The 19368-nt window shown below is 67.8% G+C and carries 21 protein-coding genes; 10 read left to right on the forward strand and 11 right to left on the reverse strand.

The window, feature by feature from the left end; genetic code table 11:
* Positions 1-77 precede the first annotated feature (77 nt).
* The 4 genes from BAY61_RS14380 to BAY61_RS14395 all read left to right on the forward strand — a co-directional run bounded on the left by BAY61_RS14380 (position 78) and on the right by BAY61_RS14395 (position 2201).
* A complete protein-coding gene (locus tag BAY61_RS14380) occupies positions 78-428 on the forward strand; it encodes a histone-like nucleoid-structuring protein Lsr2 (protein WP_091798219.1) in 351 nt (116 codons plus the stop codon).
* Between the two features lie 284 nt (positions 429-712).
* Positions 713-1036: an ArsR/SmtB family transcription factor gene (locus BAY61_RS14385; RefSeq protein WP_091798224.1), complete on the forward strand. Its 324-nt coding sequence runs from the start codon at positions 713-715 to the stop codon at positions 1034-1036.
* Positions 1033-1659 carry an SRPBCC domain-containing protein gene (locus BAY61_RS14390; protein ID WP_091798227.1) on the forward strand — a complete coding sequence of 209 codons (627 nt, stop codon included), beginning with the start codon at positions 1033-1035 and terminating at the stop codon, positions 1657-1659. The genes BAY61_RS14385 and BAY61_RS14390 overlap by 4 nt, the downstream gene beginning before the upstream one ends.
* Positions 1660-1793: 134 nt before the next feature.
* Positions 1794-2201, forward strand: coding sequence for a VOC family protein (locus tag BAY61_RS14395; RefSeq protein ID WP_091798230.1), 408 nt, complete (start codon positions 1794-1796; stop codon positions 2199-2201).
* A gap of 3 nt (positions 2202-2204) precedes the next feature.
* Here the strand turns inward: BAY61_RS14395 and BAY61_RS14400 are convergent, their stop codons facing one another.
* Entirely contained in the window at positions 2205-2726 is a 522-nt protein-coding gene (locus tag BAY61_RS14400) for a hypothetical protein (RefSeq protein ID WP_091798232.1), read from the reverse strand.
* A gap of 257 nt (positions 2727-2983) precedes the next feature.
* On the opposite strand from BAY61_RS14400, the gene BAY61_RS14405 reads away from it, so the two are divergent.
* The gene (locus tag BAY61_RS14405) at positions 2984-3457 is read left to right on the forward strand and encodes a carboxymuconolactone decarboxylase family protein (protein ID WP_091798235.1); all 474 of its coding nucleotides are present in this window, start codon (positions 2984-2986) and stop codon (positions 3455-3457) included.
* 343 nt (positions 3458-3800) lie between these two features.
* Positions 3801-5249 carry an Nramp family divalent metal transporter gene (locus BAY61_RS14410; protein WP_091798238.1) on the forward strand — a complete coding sequence of 483 codons (1449 nt, stop codon included), beginning with the start codon at positions 3801-3803 and terminating at the stop codon, positions 5247-5249.
* A gap of 148 nt (positions 5250-5397) precedes the next feature.
* Here BAY61_RS14410 and BAY61_RS14415 read toward each other — a convergent pair whose 3' ends face one another.
* Complete coding sequence (locus BAY61_RS14415) at positions 5398-6048, reverse strand: hypothetical protein (RefSeq protein WP_091798241.1); 651 nt, start codon at positions 6046-6048, stop codon at positions 5398-5400.
* Complete coding sequence (locus BAY61_RS14420; RefSeq protein ID WP_091798244.1) at positions 6045-6386, reverse strand: PadR family transcriptional regulator; 342 nt, start codon at positions 6384-6386, stop codon at positions 6045-6047. Before BAY61_RS14420 ends, BAY61_RS14415 begins: the two co-directional genes overlap by 4 nt.
* Positions 6387-6495: 109 nt before the next feature.
* On the opposite strand from BAY61_RS14420, the gene BAY61_RS14425 reads away from it, so the two are divergent.
* Positions 6496-6969: a hypothetical protein gene (locus BAY61_RS14425; RefSeq protein WP_091798247.1), complete on the forward strand. Its 474-nt coding sequence runs from the start codon at positions 6496-6498 to the stop codon at positions 6967-6969.
* Between the two features lie 14 nt (positions 6970-6983).
* On the opposite strand, the gene BAY61_RS14430 is transcribed toward BAY61_RS14425, so the two are convergent.
* Positions 6984-8363 (reverse strand): DUF2252 domain-containing protein, encoded by a 1380-nt coding sequence (locus BAY61_RS14430; protein ID WP_091798979.1) that lies wholly within the window; start codon positions 8361-8363, stop codon positions 6984-6986.
* Between the two features lie 345 nt (positions 8364-8708).
* Between BAY61_RS14430 and BAY61_RS14435 the strand changes: the two genes are divergently transcribed.
* Positions 8709-9332, forward strand: a complete 624-nt coding sequence (locus tag BAY61_RS14435; RefSeq protein WP_091798982.1) for a GTP pyrophosphokinase — start codon at positions 8709-8711, stop codon at positions 9330-9332.
* Positions 9333-9401: 69 nt separating this feature from the next.
* Here the strand turns inward: BAY61_RS14435 and BAY61_RS14440 are convergent, their stop codons facing one another.
* Positions 9402-10487 carry an AraC family transcriptional regulator gene (locus BAY61_RS14440; RefSeq protein WP_091798250.1) on the reverse strand — a complete coding sequence of 362 codons (1086 nt, stop codon included), beginning with the start codon at positions 10485-10487 and terminating at the stop codon, positions 9402-9404.
* 214 nt (positions 10488-10701) lie between these two features.
* On the opposite strand from BAY61_RS14440, the gene BAY61_RS14445 reads away from it, so the two are divergent.
* Positions 10702-11679: a DUF3558 domain-containing protein gene (locus BAY61_RS14445; RefSeq protein WP_091798253.1), complete on the forward strand. Its 978-nt coding sequence runs from the start codon at positions 10702-10704 to the stop codon at positions 11677-11679.
* A gap of 55 nt (positions 11680-11734) precedes the next feature.
* On the opposite strand, the gene BAY61_RS14450 is transcribed toward BAY61_RS14445, so the two are convergent.
* Positions 11735-12979, reverse strand: coding sequence for an FAD-dependent oxidoreductase (locus BAY61_RS14450; RefSeq protein ID WP_245866091.1), 1245 nt, complete (start codon positions 12977-12979; stop codon positions 11735-11737).
* A 17-nt stretch (positions 12980-12996) separates the two neighbouring features.
* Positions 12997-14268 (reverse strand): MFS transporter, encoded by a 1272-nt coding sequence (locus tag BAY61_RS14455; protein ID WP_091798258.1) that lies wholly within the window; start codon positions 14266-14268, stop codon positions 12997-12999.
* A gap of 112 nt (positions 14269-14380) precedes the next feature.
* Here BAY61_RS14455 and BAY61_RS14460 point away from each other — a divergent pair, with 112 nt between their 5' ends.
* On the forward strand, positions 14381-15319 hold the full coding sequence (locus BAY61_RS14460; protein ID WP_245866092.1) for a LysR family transcriptional regulator: 939 nt from the start codon (positions 14381-14383) through the stop codon (positions 15317-15319).
* 12 nt (positions 15320-15331) lie between these two features.
* Here BAY61_RS14460 and BAY61_RS14465 read toward each other — a convergent pair whose 3' ends face one another.
* Genes BAY61_RS14465 through BAY61_RS14480 form a run of 4 tightly spaced genes read right to left on the reverse strand, consistent with a single transcriptional unit; the run spans position 15332 to position 19330 of the window.
* A complete protein-coding gene (locus BAY61_RS14465; protein WP_091798263.1) occupies positions 15332-16126 on the reverse strand; it encodes a maleylpyruvate isomerase family mycothiol-dependent enzyme in 795 nt (264 codons plus the stop codon).
* The gene (locus BAY61_RS14470; protein WP_091798266.1) at positions 16123-16944 is read right to left on the reverse strand and encodes a fumarylacetoacetate hydrolase family protein; all 822 of its coding nucleotides are present in this window, start codon (positions 16942-16944) and stop codon (positions 16123-16125) included. Before BAY61_RS14470 ends, BAY61_RS14465 begins: the two co-directional genes overlap by 4 nt.
* Complete coding sequence (locus BAY61_RS14475; protein ID WP_091798268.1) at positions 16941-18056, reverse strand: cupin domain-containing protein; 1116 nt, start codon at positions 18054-18056, stop codon at positions 16941-16943. Before BAY61_RS14475 ends, BAY61_RS14470 begins: the two co-directional genes overlap by 4 nt.
* Before the next feature lie 26 nt (positions 18057-18082).
* Positions 18083-19330, reverse strand: coding sequence for an FAD-dependent monooxygenase (locus BAY61_RS14480; protein WP_091798271.1), 1248 nt, complete (start codon positions 19328-19330; stop codon positions 18083-18085).
* Positions 19331-19368: the final 38 nt, after the last annotated feature.

Here is a 19368-nt window from a genome sequence, read left to right on the forward strand (position 1 = left end):
GTATACGTATCCGGTACACTTCCCCGGACGAGTGGAAATTGGTATTTTCAGGATTGACTCAATAGCAGGAGGAACTGGTGGCGCAACAGGTTCTTGTCTCCCTCGTGGACGATCTGGACGGTTCCGAGGCCGACGAGACCATCGAGTTCGGTCTCGACGGCGTCAGCTACGAGATCGACCTTTCGGCGGACAATGCCGAAGAACTGCGGGACGCGCTCGCGCAGTATGTCGAACACGCGCGGCGCTCGGGTGGTCGCAAGCGCACTTCGGGCAAGCGGGCGAACGGCCAGGTGGTGGCACGTTCGTCGGCCGCAGACCGTGAGCAGAATCAGGCGATTCGCGCGTGGGCACGTAAGAATGGTTTCGAGATTTCCGAACGCGGGCGTATTCCGTCCGAGGTCACCGACGCATACCACAAGGGCAACTGAAACTGGTATTTCAATGACGGCAGGATGACGGGACATCCTGCCGTCATTGCTGTTTTCGGGATAGTCGCGCGTACCGCCCGCTCGCTTTTGCTGCCGGGATTCAGGCGGGTTCGCGGGGAAGGGAATCGCTGGGCCGAAAGGGCTAGTGGGTGCACCGGAGCGCAGTAGTGCTCGCCGGTATGCGGGGCATATTCGATCGCGGCCGGTATCGCGTATGCCACGAATGCATGATCTCGATTGATAAACCTTGACTTATATAAGCAAGCCGCTTCAGGATGACGGCTGTGCACGCGTTCGACGTACTGGGTGACCCGGTTCGCCGCAGGATACTGGAGTTGCTCGCGGAGGCGGGGAAGGCCGAATGGTCCTCGGGGGCGGTCACCGAGATCATCCAGGGCGAGTTCGGCATCACCCAGCCCGCCGTGTCGCAGCATCTGAGGGTACTCAGGGACAACGGATTCGCGACCGTGCGCGCCGACGGCACCCGCCGCCTGTACGCGGTCGACGCGTCGGGTCTGCGCGAGGTCGACCACTGGCTGGCCAGGTTTCGCCGCGAGAGTGCCGCGGAGGCAATCCCCACGACGGGCAGGGACGAGGACATTCGATGATCGACATCGCGAACGAGCTGAAGGTCGTCTACCGCGAGGTGCGGGAAAGACGGGAAGCCGGGGAGGCCGGCTCGATCTGCGTCCTGTTGCGGCGGCGCTACCCGGTACCGGTCGGCGACGTGTGGGACGCGCTGACGATTCCGGCGCGGCTCGAACGCTGGTTCCTTCCGGTGAGCGGCGAGCTGAGGGAAGGCGGGACGTTCGCGGCGGAGGGCAATGCCGAGGGCACCGTGCTGCAATGTGAGCGCCCGTACCTGCTGCGGTTGACGTGGGGCGAGGCAAGTAGCGTCGTCGAGTTGCGGCTCGGTTCCGAGGACGGTGACGACACCGTGCTGGAACTGGAGCACACCGTGCCGCTCTCGGTCGCCGGAAGCGGCGCGGGCGCGCTTTACACCGGCCCGGGCTGGGACGTGTCCCTGCTCGGACTCGACCAGTACGTGAGGGGTGTCGAGGTCGGCGACCCCGGCATGTGGGAGAGCTCGGAAGACGTGCAGAAGTTCTCCCAGCACACGGTCAGCGCGTGGGCGAGCGCGATCGAGAATTCCGGTACCGCGACGACGGAGGAAATCGGTGCCGCGCGGCAGGTTTCGCTCGCGCGGTTCGCGCCGGACGTGACGGCCTGACCCGTTGCCGCCGTGGGTCCACTGAGGACCGGGCTGTCGCGGGCCGATTTGACAGGCAAGTCATTGCTTGCCTATCGTTCGCCGGGTAAGGGAACCGCTCCGTGCGGCTCCGGCGACCGGCGAAGGGGTACTCCATGGCAACCGCGCAGAAGATCACGACCTTCCTCATGTTCCAGGACGGCAGGGCGGAGGAGGCGATGAACTTCTACACGTCACTGTTCTCCGACGGGGAGATCGTGGCCGTCAAGCGTTACGGCGCTGACGGTCCCGGAGCGGAGGGGACGGTGGAGTACGCGACGTTCGCGCTGGCCGGAGCGCAGCTCAAGTGCATCGACAGTCCGGTGAAGCACGAATTCGACTTCACCCCTTCGATCTCGCTGTGGGTCGAATGCGACGACGCCGACGAGCAGAAGCGCCTGCACGCGAGCCTCGTCGATCGGGGCGCCGAACTCATGCCGCTTGACAACTACGGCTTCAGCGCCCGGTTCACCTGGGTCGCCGATCGCTTCGGGATCACCTGGCAGCTCAATCTGGCCGAATAGCCTTCACCAGACGCGTTCGACCCTGCCCGGCGCGTGTTCCTCGCACGCCCGGTACAGCTTCCTGCCGTGACGGCGGCCGAGGTGCCCGAGGCCGAACCGGTATCCTTCGCCCTCGCGCAGGACCTCAAGGTCGGGCTGGGCAAGGGTTGCCGCTTCGCTGGTCGTCCAGAAATCGAGCTGGTAGAACCACGACCGTGACCTTCCGATCTGCCGTTTGCTCCTCGACAACCGCAGCGAATGAAGCTCGCTCCAGCGTACCGAGAACTCCAGTTCGGGCGGCTGGCGCACGACGAGGCCCTTCTGGTCGACCGTGAGGGTCGGCGCGGGCTTGCGCAGCGTGATCCCGGCGAACATGGCCACGACGAGACAGGCCAGCCCGCCGAGGACGGTGTACATGCGCTCGGAGGAGGACTGGTCGGCCACTCCCAGTGTGGCTACCGCGATCAACGCGACACCACCCGCTCCGAACAGGACGGTGCCGCCGAAACCCCGCAATCTGCCCAGCCTGTCGACCTTGATGATCACAGGGCTCCTACCTCCTCATCGATTCCCGCCGGGCCGGGCGCGTCGCGCCACGCGGCCGAGCCAACGGAAACTATCAGCAGGCGTTGTGACCAGGGCGGACGCTCCCTCTGGCCGCGGTAACGACGCCCCCTTGCGATCCACTGTGGACGGCGTGGCCGTCGCGCCGAAGGCCGTTGTCACATTTTCCCTCGCTGCGGTGTCAAAGAGAGGTAACCGACGACACGGTGACTCGACGACTCGATGACAGGGAGCATGGGATGGACGCGCGAATCGATCTCTTCGGCAACAAGGTGACGGCGAAGTTCCTCAAGCACATCATCGCCTCGGGAACGGCGATCGCGGACTCGGCGCTGCCCTCGGCGACGGCCGAGCTGGTGAAGCTTCGCGCCAGTCAGATCAACGGCTGTGGGTTCTGCACGGACATGCACAGCAAGGACGCCCTGCACGCCGGGGAGACTCAGACCCGGCTCAACCTGGTGGCGGCGTGGCGGGAGGCCACGGTGTTCACCGAGGCCGAGCGCGCCGCGCTCGAACTGGCCGAACAGGGCACCAGGATCGCCGACGCGGGCGGCGGCGTGAGCGACGAGGCGTGGGCAGAGGCGGCCAAGTACTACGACGAGGAGCAACTGGGCGCGCTCGTGTCCGTCATCGCCCTCATCAACACCTACAACCGCATCAACGTCATCGTCGAGCAGCCCGCGGGGGACTACCGCCCAGGACAGTTCGGGTGACCGGCGTACGGCACATCCCCGCACCGGGATGTGCCGTACCCTGGCGGGCCCAGGTTGCCGAGTTCCGCGCTCAGGGCGCCGAGGCCCGCGCCTGCACCGGCACGGCACCGATTTTCGCCGTTTCCGTCTCACCGCCCACGAGCCGGGCTACGGTGCGACCCGCTACGCGGGGTCATCCGCTGCTCGGCGCCATCGCCGTGGTGTGAAGCGGCCGGGGGACGACGAAACGGCCGGAGGGAAAGAAACCCTCTATTGACACAAAAGGTGATGGGCGTCACTCTAGCTGAGCGCTGCGCTAAGGCTCGAAGGTTTGGTTCGCACGCGGTGAGATGAGGCGACCCGCATGACGGAAACTGGCAGCCCTGAGCGAGACCGGCCCACACTTCCCAGCAAGCACCTGCCCGCCGTCGAATTCAGGGACCTGCCGGAACCGGTACGACTGCGCAAGATCACCGGTGCGAGCGTGATCATCCTTGCGACGGCCATCGGGTCGGGCGAGATGATTCTCTGGCCCTACATCACCTCCCAGATCGGTTTCACCTTCATCTGGGCCGCCATCGTGGGATTCGGCATCCAATTCTTCCTGAACATGGAGATCGAGCGTTACACGCTCGCCACGGGCGAATCCGCCATCACCGGTTTCACCAGATTCTGGAAGCCGTGGTGGTGGCTGTTCATCGTTTTCGCGTTGCTGCAGAACTTCTGGCCGGGCTGGGCGACCGGCGCCGCGTCGTCGGTGTCGTTCGCGTTGTCGCTGGGCGCCGACGCGCCGATCGTGCCGATCACGATCGCCGCGCTCGTCGCCATCGGGATCACGCTCACGCTTTCGCCCGTGGTGTACCAGTGGGTGGAGAAGATCCAGGGGGTACTGGTCGGTCTCATCCTGCTCTTCGTCATCATCGCGATTCCCGTTGCCACGACGGGCGATGCGTGGGGCGCGTTGCTCAGTGAGGGCATCGGCGGCGCCGATTTCCCCATCGGGCACGAGAACCTGAGCGTGGCGTTGCTGCTCGGCGCGCTCGCCTTCGCGGGAGCAGGTGGCGCGAACAACCTGGTGCAGAGCAACTACATCAGGGACAAGGGCATGGGCATGGGCGCTCGCATGCCGAGGATCGTGTCGCCGATCACCGGGCACGAGGAGGCCACTCCGTCGCTCGGCTACATGTTCCCCACGGACGAGGAGAACATGCGCCGCTGGCGCGGCTGGTGGCGGATAGCCAACTGGGAGCAGCTCATCACGTTCTGGGGACTTGGCGTGCTGACGCTGGTCACCATGTCCGTGCTGGCGTATTCGACGCTGCCACAAGGAACCGTGCAGCAGCAGGATCTGGCTTTCCTGTTGCTCGAAGGCCAGGCATTGCAGGACATTGTCGCGCCGTGGTTCGGTACGGCGTTCTGGGCCGCGGCGACATTCGCGTTGTTCTCGACGAATCTGGGAATCATCGACTACACCTGCAGGCTGATCGCCGACCAGATGAAGATCAACGCGCTCAAGGACAGCAGCTTCTGGTCGGAGAGCAAGATCTACGCGGCGTTCGTCTGGATCATGATCGTGGTGGGGTCGGTGATCCTGCTCGCCGGTGTCGATCAGCCGTTCCTGCTCGTGGTGATCTCCTCGTCCATCGCGGGCGTGCAGATGTTCATCTATTCCGGGTTGCTGATCCTGCTCAACAGGAAGGCGTTGCCGAAGGAGCTGAAGGTCAGGGGAGTGCGCCTTGCCGTGCTCATCGTGTCCTTCGTGTTCTTCGGGTTCCTTTCGGTGTTGCTGGTGCTCGACAGTCTCGGGTTGTGAGCGATGCTGAAAAGACTGTGGCTCAGGGTGCTTGTCGGGTTGTCCATCTGGATGGTGCTGATCGCGCTCATGTGGGCGACGGGGATGCTGTCCTGAACGGCGGCACTCGACGGTCCACTGTGGAGTGTGGCTGAAGCCGGTGAGCGGGTCAACCGGTGAGCGGTAGCCTCGCGCAGTCGCGGCAGCCTCGCGCGGAGGCGGCGACGACGCCGTGGAACGCGGCCGTGGTTACCGTGGCCACCGCGACGACGGGCCAGCTCGCCGCGAGCGGCGTGGCCACGACCAGAGACACGGCCGCGAGAATCATGGCGACGCTCGCGATCGTTCCGGTCCAGGCCATCACCGACGGCAGCAGGGCAGTCAGCGGGTGCTCCCCTGAGGGGCGGCCGGTCGCCGCGAGCGTCAGCAGAGCAAGGAGTGCCGCGAGCCCGCCGACGGCGGCGAGTGGATAGGCCGCGAACGGAAGCACCCACGGATCCCCGTTCGCCGAGGAGTGCGCGAGCCGCCAGCCCGCGATCATGAGCGGAACGGTGATCGCGATGGCTCCCGCGGTGTGCCTGGCCTGCGCGATGGTGAGTTCCCGCTGGCAGCTTCGGGCGATCTCCGCCGGGGTGCCGAACTCCCGCAATGCTCCGCGCACCGCGTCGGCGCGGGACGCGGCCGTGGCGGTGTGGGCGCTGAGCGTGTCGGCGAAGCCGTCGGTGATGTCGGCGACCATCCTGGCCTTGAACCCGCGGGGACCGCGCAGTGCCGAGGAGAGTTCGACGCCGTAGTTGGCGACGGGATCGGCGCGATTCACGTGACCTCTCCCCGTGCGGTGCGGGGATCGAGGACGGCGCCGATGACCGTCGTGAATTCCCGCCACGCGCCGCGTTCGTCGGCGAGACTCGCTTTTCCCGCCTCGGTGAGTTCGTAGCGGCGTTTCTTGCGCTCGCCCTCGGCCTGCCAGCTACTGCGCAGCAGGCCGAGTCGTTCCAGCCGGTTCAGCGCGGGGTAGATGGTGCCGGTGCGCAGTTCGAGAGCGCCGCCGCTGCGGCGCTGGACCGCCGTGATGATCGCGTATCCGTGTAGTGGGCCGGGTTCCAGTACGGCCAGCAGCAATCCGTCAAGGTGCCCTCGCACCGCGTCCGCCCTCATAGGTAGACAGCCTACACGTCAATGGAGTAGGAAGGGTACCTATTGGCAGCCAACATATGTGCCGCGGCTCGTCCAGGACCGCGCCCTGCCACGAACAAGGAGTGTCCCGGTGACCAAACTGCTGCTGTCCGTCCACGTTCTCGCCGCGATACTGGCGATCGGCCCGATCGCCGTCGCCGCGTCGCTGTTTCCTCGCTACGCGCGCGCGGTGCGGCTCGTGCCGGCTTCCGGCGGCGCCGGGGGCGAGGAGCCGAAGGCCGCCGGGGTCGCGGCCGTGCTGCACCGGATCTGCCGTGGCTACGCGGTGTTCGGACTTGCCGTACCCGTGTTCGGGTTCGCGACGGGTGCCGCGCTCGGTGTTCTCACCGACGTGTGGCTCATCGCGTCGGTCGTGCTGACGGCGGTCGCCGCCGCGCTGCTGGTGTTCGTGATCCTGCCAGGACAGCGCGAGGCGCTGACCGCGAACGAGGTCAGCTCGTCGCTTTCGGCAAGGCTCAGCGGAATGACGGGTGTGTTCAACCTGTTGTGGGCCGTCGTCGTTGTGCTGATGATCGTTCGGCCCGGCTCGACGACCGGGGTGTGAGCGTCCGTTGTGGACTACCCGGTGAGCGAGGCGGGCCGCCCGGTCGCGGTCGTGGAGTCGAGACCGGCGATTTCCCTGTTGCGGAAAGCCTCGATGAACAGCCGGTAGTCGTCCCTGACGACGGCGGAGTAGCCGAGCGCAAAAGAACTCAGCCAGCCGACGAGCTCGGCTTCCCTTCCGGCGACGACCCTTTCGATCGCGGACTCCGTCTGAAACGGCACCAGCGTGTGATCGGAGTCGGAATCCGAGACGCAGTGGACCTTCGCGACCGCCCTGCCGAGGTAGTCCATGACGGGCCGCAGTTCGTCGAGTTCGTTGATGTCTCCCCAGTCCACATCGGACTCATAGGGGGAGAGTTCGCTCACCACGAAGCCGACGCCGCCCATCTCGGTGTAACCGAGCAGCGGATCGGCGTGCGCTTGCAGCGCGCGTTGTGACACCGCCGTGCGGTGGCCGTGGTGCCGGAAGTACCGCTCGACCCGCTCGTCGCTGACGACCCTCGACACGGCCGAGACGTTGCCCTGCTTCATCGAGAGCACGATGTCGTTGTCGAGCGCCTGGTTGTGGCCTTCGATGAGGATGTTGTAGGCGGGCAGGCCCGCGCTCCCGATGCCGAAACCGCCGCGGCCGACGACGTCCTTGATGGTGTAGGCGACACCGCGCATCCGCTTGTCGGCGGGAATGGTGCCGAGATATTCGGAGAAGGCTTCGACGACGTTCGCGCGCTCGGCTTCGCCGAGCACCCGCACTCCCGGCGCGATCCGGAACCGGCGGTCGTAGCCCTCCAGTTCGGTCAGCGAGTTCAGCAGCTCGTTCCTGCTGCTCAGTCGTGCTTTGCGCAGCACGTTCCTGACGACGCCCTCGGTGTTGCCGAGGTGCAGGCTGAAGGTGCTGTCGCCGGTGCCGACCGCGAACTCGCGCACCTGATCGAGGTAACCGGTCGCCGCGATCCGCACCAGGTTGTCGATCTCGCTGTCGGGCAGTGCCTTGCTCCATCCGAGCAGCGCGATACTGGCCGCGAACCGCCGCAGATCCCAGGTGAAGTGGCCGAGATACGCCTCGTCGAAATCGTTGACGTCGAAGACGAGGGTGCCCTCGCCGTCCATGTAGGTCCCGAAGTTGGCCGCGTGCAGATCGCCCTGGATCCACACTCTGCTCGTTCGTTCGTCGGCCCACGGGTCGTCGAGCCGGACCACGTCGGCGTAGAAGAGGCACGCGCTGCCGCGGTAGAACGCGAACGGATCGGAGGCCATCTTGCGGAACTTGGTGCGAAACGCCGCGGGATCGGCCGACATCAGTCCGGAGAACGCCTCCACCAATGTCGTGACGATGTGGGCTCTGCGTGCCACCTGGTCCCCTGTTCCCAGGGCGGCCGGTAACGAGTGGGAAGGCATGGGCAGCTCGGACATGGGCGCTCCCGCCGCGTCGAGGTCTCGGTTGTGCTCGCCGGATCCGATCTTAGGCGCGAGGGCGAGGGATTGCCGTCGCCCATCGGTCACTCTCCGTACAGGCTGCCTGAGTGTGCCGCGTCACGGCGGCATATCGCGGCGTGCCGATCACGGGCATGCATAGGCTGGACTCATCAGCAACCGAGAACGGATGAGAGACCCGTGCAGAATTGGTCGTTCAACGATGGCGTCGCGCGATTGTCGCGGAGGAGCCCGGTCACCGGTGAGGTGGCGGGGGAGCGGACGGGCTCTGAGCTTGAGTTCGTGCGCGAGCTGGGCGGCCTCCTGCTCATGCACAAGTTCGCCGTCGACGAACTGCTGACCAAGCTGCGGATCTGGAGCGAGGAATTCGACTACGCCCACGAACACGACCCCATCGAGCACATCGCGTCACGGATCAAACGCCCTGAGTCGATCATGCAGAAGCTGCGCCGCAAGGGACTGCCCGTGACGCTCGCCTCGGCGAGGGACCACCTCACCGACATCGCCGGGGTGCGCGTGGTGTGCCCGTTCGTGTCCGACGTGTACCTCATCCGCGATCTGATCCGGCGCAACGGCATGGAGATCGTGCAGACCAAGGACTACATCGCCGAGCCGAAACCCAACGGGTACCGCAGCCTGCATTTGCTCATCAGGGTTCCCGTGCACCTTTCCGACCGGGTCGAGAAGGTCACGGCCGAGATCCAGCTCAGGACGATCGCGATGGACTTCTGGGCCGCCGTCGAACGCAAGATCTTCGACAAGTCGGGCGGCGCGCCGAGGCCCGAGTTCTCCGGCGAGCTGAAAGCCGCAGCCGACGCCGCCGCCGATCTGGACGCCAGGATGAAGGGGCTGCACGAACTGAAGGCCCTCGCGAGGGAGGTCGTCCCCGACGGCATCGAGGGGCTTGGTGGCGAGGAGCTTCCGGCGCGCTGAGCCGGCCGGTCGTGCACGGATGATCAGCGGGTGTGCGCTGAGAGCCAAGGACACCTGCCCCGGTTCTTCCTAGGCTGGAGTGACCCCCGCAAAACCACCGTGAGGAAAATCCGTGTCCAGTTCATCCAAGGCATTCGCCGTCCCGGTCACCGAATCCCGAGCGAGAAGGCCCGTTTCCCGGTAGTCGCGCGGTGACAAGCCGTACGCGGTGCGAAAGGCCCTGCTGAACGCGGCCGGGTGCGCGAACCCGCGCCTCGCCGAGATCTCCTGGATGGTCGAGGTCGACGCCGGGTCGGCGAGGTCTCTTCGGGCGCGTTCGAGTCGTTGCCACCGGATCCAGGCGGCCACACCGGTTCCGTGTTCGTGGAACAGCCGGTGGAGGTAGCTCACTGAGATGTGGTGCGCCGAGGCGATGCTGCTCGGAGTGAGCCCAGGGTCGTGCAGGTTGCGCAGGATAAACGCTCTGACACGGGCGCCGAGCGCGTGCCGTGGCTGGCCGCTCCTGGTGCCATGTGCTTCGAACGCGCCGGTGAACAGCCCTGACACGAGCTCGACCAGCGCGGCTTCGATCCGGGAGGTGTCAGCGGCAGAGTAGGCCGCGCCGCCGCCGGGCTCCGGCCGTGCCGCCTGTGCCGACTGTGTCGTCAACGTCATCAGCGTGCCCGCGAGCAGCCCGCCGATGCCGGTGTCGGCGGGAAGCGGGATGCCGCAGAGCCGGTCGGCCGCGGCACGCGGAAGCGGGAGCAGGGCCTTGGGAATCTCCAGCCCGGCACACGACACCGCGCCCGTCGCGCTGCGCGTGGCCAGCTCGAACGGCCGGGACGAGTCGAGGGCGTGCAGGTGCCGGGGGAGATAGGTGCGTTCATCCCTGCCGTCGAGCTGCCCGAACGTGCCTTCGCGGACCAGCACGAGGTTGTAGGTGCCTGGATCGGCCTTGTCGACGAGCGCGGCAGGGCGCCGGAAGGTCATGGGCCGGAACGACATCGTCCACACCCGGATCCTGTCCAGCCACAGGTCTCTCTGGTGCATGCGGAAGCCGGCGGCGGCGATACCGGCGGGTTCCATCGGTGAAGGAGCGCCTTCGGCCAGCGCGCGCCAGTGATCGAACCGGTCCGCCTCGGCGACCCGGTCGGTGTTGAACTCGGTCTCGATCATCGATGCTCTCCGTCGTCGTCGCGCGAGCATGGGAACCCGCGTGCCATGCCGACGTTACCGGCGCGACGCCAGTATCCGGGAGCTGGTCCGGTATCCGTCCTGATGTCCACTGTGGACGTCGAGGGCGGGCGGGGCACTTTCCGTCCCCGCGCTCGCACGGGGTGTATAGGGTGCTGGCAGGACACGCGGGCAGGGAAGACCAAGGGGGAGGACCGTGCGCTTACGGGGTGGCGGGCGATGGGTCTGCTGGCTGTCGCTGATCGCGATGCTGACGCTGGCCGGATGCGGGCGTTCGGTGGAGGGAGCGCCTTCCGGTGAGGACGGCGCCGCGCTGACCTCGGCCGCACTCGGGGATCCGAGAACGATCGATCCGTGCTCGCTGATCGCGCCGAATGCCTTCGCCGAGCACGGGCCGGCCCACGCGCTGCCCCGGCAATGGCTGGACAACTGCCGCACCGCCGTCACGGTCGGTTCGGAGAACGTCGAGGTCTCCTCGGGAATGCTCAGGCCAGCCGCGGCGATCTCGGAGAGCCAGGAACTGGTGAGCGCGCGGCCAGGGGACGCGCGCATCGTGCGGGTCCCCTCGAACGGCACCACGTGCGAGCTGCACGTCGTTCTCGCCGACGGTGTCGGCATCGAGGTCTCGGCGCGGCCTCAGCAGAGCGACTCCGGGCTGGCCGGCGATAAGGTGTGCGCCATCGCGGAGGCGGGGGCTCGTGGCATGGTCACGACCCTGGAGTCGGGCGAGGTCCGGCACTGGAAACCGGCGCACAACTCGCTGGCGCGGGTGTCGGCCTGCGGGCCGTTGCCCTCGGCCCAGGTGGCGAAAATGGTCGCCGCCTCGCCGTCCGACGTCACGCTCTACCCCGCCGAGCATCAATGCACCTGGGGAGTCAGCGAAGGCGAAACCTCCAACGTGCAGCTCGATTTCATCCTCGGCCCGGCGCTCGATCCACGGGACGGCACGGTGGAGGACATCGGCGGCCGGTCGTCGCTGGTCGTGCCGACGGATACCGAGAACTTGAGGGTGTGCAACATCTACACCGAGCACATCGAGTTTCCCGACGCCGTCGAGGGCGAGCGCGAGATCGCGCTCGTGCGGGTGCTGCACCTGACCGAGACAGGCAAGGACCCGTGCGACACCGCGCGGCAGGTGGCCGGCATGGCGTGGCCGAGGCTTCCGCCTTCGTGACGCCTCGCTCGCCGCGGCGGGACCCCCAGTGCCCCGCCGCGGAGCTGACCCCGGATCAGCCGGGCAGCCTGGCGTCCTGCCGGTTGAGTTCCGCCCTGACCTCACGGGTCGCGGCTTCCCCTCGCGTCGCGGTGAGCGCGGCGGCCACACCGGCGGCGTGACCGGTCGCGAACGCGGTTCCCATCGCCCGCAGCGATCCACCGGCACCCCGGTCGCCGTCGACGGTCCTTCCCGCCGCGAAGAGGTTGGCGGTGTCGTTGCTGCGCAACACGTCCAGCGGAATGCCGTAGTAGCCGGGGTCGCCGATGAAGCTCCACTCGGAAGGGATCGAAGGCCCGGGGTGGTATTCGATGGGCCATGCTCCGATGGCGACCGCGTCGTCCGCGGGGCCGGGGTGCAGGACCTCCTTCTCGGTGAGCTGGTAGCGCGCCCTGATGTGCCGGGATTCGCGGGTGCCCAGTTCCGGCCCTGTACTGACGATGTAGGCAGAGGAACAGCCGGGCAGGGTGCGGATGACGGAGAGATACGCCTGTGCCTGACGGCGCGCGGAGATCTCCGCTCTCGTCGTGTCGGCGGCGCTGCGGGCGTCGTAGCCCTCGTCGGCGAGGTAGGTGATGAGGTCGCCGGACACCGGCATGCGCGCGATCAGCCCCGACTCGGCGGTCAGGTCGGCGGCGCCCGCGCGCTTGGCGGCCCTGACGGCTTCGCCCACGGTGTCCCTTGTGACGCGCGCGTCGGCCGCGAGCCCGCCGAACCGCACGCCCAGCGTTCCGTTCTGCACCCAGCCCTCGTTGCCGTAGCGGACTTCCGCGCCGCCGTGCGCGGCCAGATCGGCCTCGCCCGTCGCGTCGACGAAGGTGGCCGCCCTCAGTTCGCGGATGCCGCTGTGGTCGGCGACGCGCACGGTCGTGATCCGGTCGCCGTCGCGGCGCGCGCCGAGCAACTGGGTGTGCAGCAGCACCTCGGCGCCGGAAGCGGTGACCAGTTCGTCGGCGACCCTTTTGACGCTCTCCGGGTCGAAGACGACGGCGACCGCGGTGAACCTGGTCGGCTCGCTGACGGCGCCAAGCTCCCTCAGCCCGGTCAGCAGCTCACCGGCGACCCCGTGGACGACCTGCCGCCGTTCCTCCCTCGTGTACAGCCCGCAGTAGGTCACCACGTTGCGCAGGGTCGCCGCTCCGCCGAGGCAGGGACCGCGCTCGACGAGCAGGGTCGATGCTCCCGACCGGCTCGCGCCGACCGCGGCCGCGATGCCCGCCGAGCCACCACCCGCGACGATCACGTCGTACTGGTCTTTCACTCCTGCTCCATTTCGTTTCATCGGGAAACCTGCTGGGTCGCGTTGTCCTCGGTGCCTTCCGCGTCAGCCTCCGCGGGACCGGTACCGCTTGCCTTGCTCTCCCTGACCCCCAGCAGGAAGAGAATGGCCACCAGCGGACCGGCCGCGAGCGTGGCGAAGGCGACGAAGAACGAGTCGCTCGCCTGGAACACCGCGCCCAGTACGACGGGCACCACGGTGCTGCCGAGTTGCCAGAAGGCGTTGGTGGCGCCCGCCGCTGATCCGGCGAGCCGCAGGCCGGAAAGCTGCGGGATCATCGCGACCATCAGCGGGCTGTAGACGTAGGCCGCGATGCCGAGGAACGGCGCCGTCCACAGGAACGCGGTGAGGCTGCTGCCCGAGCCGAATATCAGCAGCGTGCACACGAACGCCGCGAGCACGACGATGGTGAGAGCTTTGCGTCGCCCGCCGAAGAAGTCGGAGACGATGCCGATCACCGGTTTGGCGAGCACGGCGGTGAAGCCGAAGATCGCGGTCACCCCGCCCGCTTCGATGGGGGAGATGCCGCTTCCCTTGACCATCAGCGCGTTGGACCAGGTGATGAAGCCGTAGGTACCCCACATGGCACCGAATCCGGCGAGCCCGAGCAACAGCAGGTCCCTGTTGTGCAGCAGCGGCCGCAGGCTCGGCAGACCGCGTTCGCCCCCCGCGTCGCGGTTTCCGTCACCGGAATTGCGCAGCAGGACGAAACACAGCACCGCGACGACCATCGAGGCGATACCGAAGACGTGGTAGGAGGTCCGCCAGCCGGACGAGGCGATCAGGCTGGGCACGATCGCGTTGGCGATCACCGTTCCCAGCGAGGTCGCCGTCATGAAAACGCCCATCGCCAGCCCACGGTCCTTCGGGACGAACCACTGCGAGATGAGCTTGACGCCCGCCGCGTAGTCGCAACCGGCGAAGATGCCGATACCGGCTTGGAAAGCGATACCGACCGTCGCCGATTCGGTCTCGCCGAACAGGATCATGAAGCCACCCGCGATGAACAGCGAGCAGGACAGGATCATCCGTCCGCCGAGCCAGTCGGTGAGGAAACCGCCGAAGGCGTTGGAGATGACGTAGCCGATGTAGTAACCGGTGGCGAAGACCCCGAGACCGGCGAGCGAGACCCCGAGGTTCTCGCCGACCGACACCGAGGCGGGCCCCCAGGTGGAACGGTCAACCGCGGTCATGGTGAACGCGGCCCAACACAGCGCGAGGACAACCCAGCGGTAGGGGCTGCGCGCGGTGTCAGTGGTCGTATGACTCATCGTTGAGCGGCCTTTCTGCGACGGCGGCCCTGCCTGATGGGCAGAGTCGGAACGCCCCGTCAGTAGAACTCGCTTGCCATTCCGCGTCCAATGCTCATTAATCACTCTCGCTATGCTTTTCAGGCATGGCCTTGAGCAGACGAGCACGGGAGGCTTGATGGAGCTGCGGCATCTTCGGTACTTCGTCGCGGTCGCCGCCGAGCGGTCGATGTCGAGGGCGGCCGAGCAACTGCACCTCACGCAGCCATCCTTGAGCAGGCAGATCCGCCAGCTTGAACAGGAACTCGGTGTGGTGCTGTTCGAGCGCACCACCACCGGAACCGCGCTGACCCCCGGCGGCGCCGCGTTCTACCACCACGCCCGCCTGCTGCTGCGGTTGGCGGAGGCGAGCAGGGAAGCGGCACATTCGGCGGGCGAGGCCACTCGCGAGGTCGTCGACCTGGGAATCCCTCCCGGACTGTCGCCGGACTGGGTGGTGCGGCTGCTCGGCCTGCTCAGGGACGAGGTCGGCAGGGCATCGGTGCTGATCACCGAGGCCAACAGCGCCGAGCAGCTGCGGATGGTGCGTGAGGGCAGGCTCGACCTCGGCCTCGTGCACGAACGCCCACTGCAAGCGCTGACCGGAACGCGGCTGTTCAGTCAGCCGTTCGGGCTCGCGGTGCGCCCGGATCACCCGCTCGCCGCACGCACCGAATGCACCCTGCGGGAGTTGCACGGACTGCGGATACTGGCCCACGGCCGCGAGCAGGTGCAGGCGGCTCACGACGCGCTGATCGTCGCCGCGCACGAACGCGGCGTGACTCCATTGTGGAGGTTCGCCCAGTTCTCCGAGCACGCCCGCTCGTGCGCGGAGGCGACCGAGTCGGACGCGGTCGTGCTCACCGAGAACTCCGCGCGGAGGCTGTTGCCGCAGTGGCCGTGGCTGCGGCTGGCCGAGGATTCGGTCGACCTCACCACGTGGCTGATCTGGCAGCCCGCGACACGCACGGTCGTCACCAGGGTCGCCGAGGTGATCTCCGGGCTCGCGGAGCCCGTGACGGTACCGCGCTGAGTACCGTCACGGCTACAGCCAGCGAGGGAGCACCGGTAGCTCACCGGCGTCGCTCGTGACGCCGGAGGCGCCTCTTCCGGTGAGCCACCGCACGAGGTCCGGCAGCGAGCCCCGCACCGTCGGGCCGCCCTCGCCGAGGACGATTCGCTCGCCGCCCTCGTGCGCGAGCACCAGGTCGACCTTCTCCCGCTTGCGTTCCCACGAGCCGGTCACGTCGGCGCGCAGCGCGGTGAGCAACTCGGTGGGGAAATCGCGGGTGTCACCGCCGTTGCCGAGGTCGACGGCGTGCAGCCACACCTCACGGGCGCGCATCCACGCGGTCTCGTTCACCGGGACGAGCCTGCCCTGCGCCGTGCGTACCTCGGCGTCCCATCGCTCGCCGGGAAGATCCCGCCACGCGACGCTCAGCGCGACCTCGGTGTGCGCGAACAGGTTTCGCAGCGCCCTCGCCGGTGTCGTGGCACCCAGTTCGATCTCGGCGGCCCGCTGCCGCGCCGAGGCGTACATCGGGTTCTCGACCCCGGTGCGTGCCCAGTCGACAAGCCTGGTCAGCGCTCTGGCGTTGTACCCGACGTGGGCGATCACGTGCCGCCTCGACCAGCCGGGCAACAGACTGTCACCGTCCAGAGCGGCGTCGCCGAGTTCGTTGAGCTTGCGCGCGAAGTAGGCCGTTCCCCGCCGGGCCAGCGCGAGCCGTTCGGCAGGCGCCTCCGGCGCGTCGTAACGTGCGCCGGCGCCCTGGCGTTCCCGTAGTTCCGCCCTCGCCGCTGCCTCGGCGTCGGCGTGCTCGCCGCCGGGGGTGCTCATGCGCGCTCGGGGGCCGCGACGTTGACGAGCGAGCCGATGCCGTCGATGGTCGTGGTCAGCGTCTGGCCCTTGCCGAGGTACTGCCGGGGCGTCCTCGCGTGCCCGACCCCGCCCGGCGTTCCCGTCGCGATCACGTCGCCGGGCCGCAGCGTGAAGATCGTCGAGATGTACTCGACGAGCTGAACCGGGCCGAACACGAGGTCGTCGATGGGCGTGCGCTGCAACTCGGTGCCGTCCAGCGACGTGACGAGCCGCGCATCCGACGGCAGCTCGCCGGGGGTGACCATGACCGGGCCGAACGGGGTGCTGTTCTCCCACGCCTTGCCCTGGAACCACTGCGTCGTGCGGTACTGGTAGTCGCGCATGGTGACGTCGTTGAGCACGGAATAGCCCGCGATGGCCGCCTCGGCCTCCGCGGCCGAGGCCCGCCTCACCGTCCGGCCGATCACCACGGCGAGTTCACCCTCCCAGTCGGCCTGGTCCGATTCCGGCGGCAACCGGATCTCGTCGCGGGCGCCGATGAGCGCCTCGGGGTACTTGGTGAACAGCGTCGGGTACTCGGGCAGCTCCCTGCCCATCTCCAGGATGTGGTTGCGGTAGTTGAGCCCGACACAGACGATCTTGCCGGGCCGGGGCACCACCGGCGCGTAATCGGCGTTCGCGGCGTCGTGCGCCGCCCCTTCGGCCGAGGCCGCCTCAGCGAGACCACCGGCGCGCAGCAACTCGCCGACGTCACCGAACCCGGTCTCGACCGCGGTGTCGCCGGTGATCCTGACGGCGGCGCTCCGGTCTCCGAGCCGGATCGTGGCGAGCTTCATCGTTGTTCTCCTTCGACGTGCGTGCGGTTGAAGTGCAGCCGCTCCATGATGGGAGCATCCGAGAAACGAAACAGGTCGAGCGGGGTCTCCGCGTGCAGCGACCATGGCACCCAGGACGGTGCGACGAACAGGTCGCCCTTGTCGATCGGGTGCTCGACGCCATCGAGAACCACCTGGCCCCTGCCCTCGAAAACCTGGAAGACGCTGGATCCGACCTCCCGCGTCGCCGGGGTCGCCGCACCCGCCCGCAGCCGGTGGAACTCCGCGCGGATCGTCGGCATCACGTCACCACCGGTCGTCGGGTTCACGTAGCGGATCGCGGCGTGGCCCTGCCCTACGGTCGCGGGCTGCCCTTCGTCCTCAAGCAGGAGCTGCTGGGTCAGCGCGGCGTCGGTGTGCTCCCAGCGGTAGGCGCCGATGGGGGAGGACACCGTGTCGCGCAGTCCGCTGAGCGGCCGGAGCCCGGGATGGCACCACAGGCGTTCGCCTCGCGAGAAGTTCGGGGTCGCATAGTCGGTGACGCGATCGGAGCCGAACTCGAAGAAGCCGACGTCGGTGTAGTGCGAGAACGGGATGTCGAGCCCGTCCAGCCAGGCCATCGGCTGGTCGGTTTCGTTGTGGTGGCCGTGGAAATGCCAGCCGGGGGTGAGCAGGAAGTCGCCCCGGGACATGCGCACCGGATCGCCGTCGACGACCGTCCACACGCCCTCGCCCTCGACGACGAACCGGAACGCGTTCTGTGCGTGCCGGTGTTCCGGCGCGGTCTCGCGCGGTCCGAGGTACTGGATCGCCGCCCACAGGGTGGGGCTGACGTAGGCGTGCCCGCCGAGGCCGGGATTGGCCAGCGCCAGCGCCCTGCGCTCGCCGCCCCTTCCCACCGGCACGAGATCACCGGCCCGCCGCGCCAGTGGGTACAGATCGGACCAGCGCCACAGATGCGCGACCGCCTTCGGTTGCGGGTGCATGGGCATCAGGTCGCCGAGTTGTGTCCACAGTGGAGTCAGGTTCGCCGATTCGAAGTCCCGGTACAGCTCGCGCAGTTCCGGGCCCTCGCCCGAGGTCATGGCGTTGTCGATCGAACCGTGATCGACCGGTCGCTCGGTGTTGGTCATGGAAGCTCCTTCGCTTCGGGGCGGGCTCAGGCTGGAGTGGGAACGTCGGATCCGGCGGGAGTGGCCGGGGCTCGCGTGGGGGCCTGGCCCTCGCGCACGGGGCCGTACAGCCAGTCGACGAGGTGATAGTCGTGGATGTCCCTCGACCGGAACACCTCATCGCGCAGCAACGTCGCGACCGGCTGGTCGACGTGCCAGATGTCGCCCCACACCCGCGCGCTCGACTGCACCCTGCCCGCCAAGGCCAGCCGCTCGCCCTCGTAACCGCCGAGAGCTTCGCCGAGCGCTGGCAGGGACCAGGAACCGGTGCCGAGCGCGGGCAGCGCCTTCGCCAGCGCCGCGCCATCGAGCAGTGCCTGGCCCGCGCCCTGCGCGAGGTATTGCAGCATGGGGTGCGCGGCGTCGCCGAGCAGGCTGATCCTGCCTTTCGTCCACGTCGCGGCCGGTTCCCTGTCGTACATGGGCCAGCGGTTGTTGCGTTGCAGCGAGGGGATGGCGACCCTGACCGCCTCGCACATTCCCGAGTACATCCGGTCCAGTTCCTCCGGCGTGCCCCAGTCCTGTTTGCCTTCGAGGTATTCCTGGCTCCGGAAGACGGCGACCTGGTTGTACAGCTCGCCCGCGCGGACCGGGTACTGCACGAGGTGCATGCCGGGGCCCATCCACACGCAGACGTCGTCGAGCGCCGCGCGCCGGTCGACCTGCTCGATGGGAACGGCGCCACGGTAGGCGACGTAACCGGAGCACAGCGGCTCGTCGGTGATGATCTCCTTGCGGATCGTCGAGTGCAGCCCGTCGGCGCCGAGCAGCAACCGCCCGGTGAACTCGGCGCCGTTGGCGCAGGTCACCGTGATCGCGTCGGGGTTGTCGGTGAATCCGGTGACGTGATGGTCGGTGTGCAGGCTGATCAGGTCTTCGCCCCGCGCGGCTTCCAGTAGTGCCTGGAGCAGGTCGCTGCGGTGCAGTACGAGATAGGGGCCGCCGTAGCGGGCATGCGCGTCGGTCAGGTCGAGGTGGGTCAGCTCTTCGCCGCTTTCCGCGTTGCGGAAGACGAGCCGCCTCGGCCGTACCGAGCGCGGGAGGATCTTGTCGAGCACCCCGATCTGGTCGAGCATTCGCGTGATGTTGGGCGCGAGCTGTAATCCCGCACCGACCTCGGCGAACTCAGGCGAGCGTTCGAGCACCCTGACCCTGACGCCGCTTCTGGCCAGGTGCACCGCCGCGCCGAGCCCGCCGATGCCGCCTCCGGCGATGATCACCTGATCCGTTGCCACCTTGGGCCTCCTCCTCGAAGCATTGAGAAGCACTGAGC

The organism is Prauserella marina, assembly GCF_002240355.1.
Lineage (GTDB): Bacteria > Actinomycetota > Actinomycetes > Mycobacteriales > Pseudonocardiaceae > Prauserella_A > Prauserella_A marina.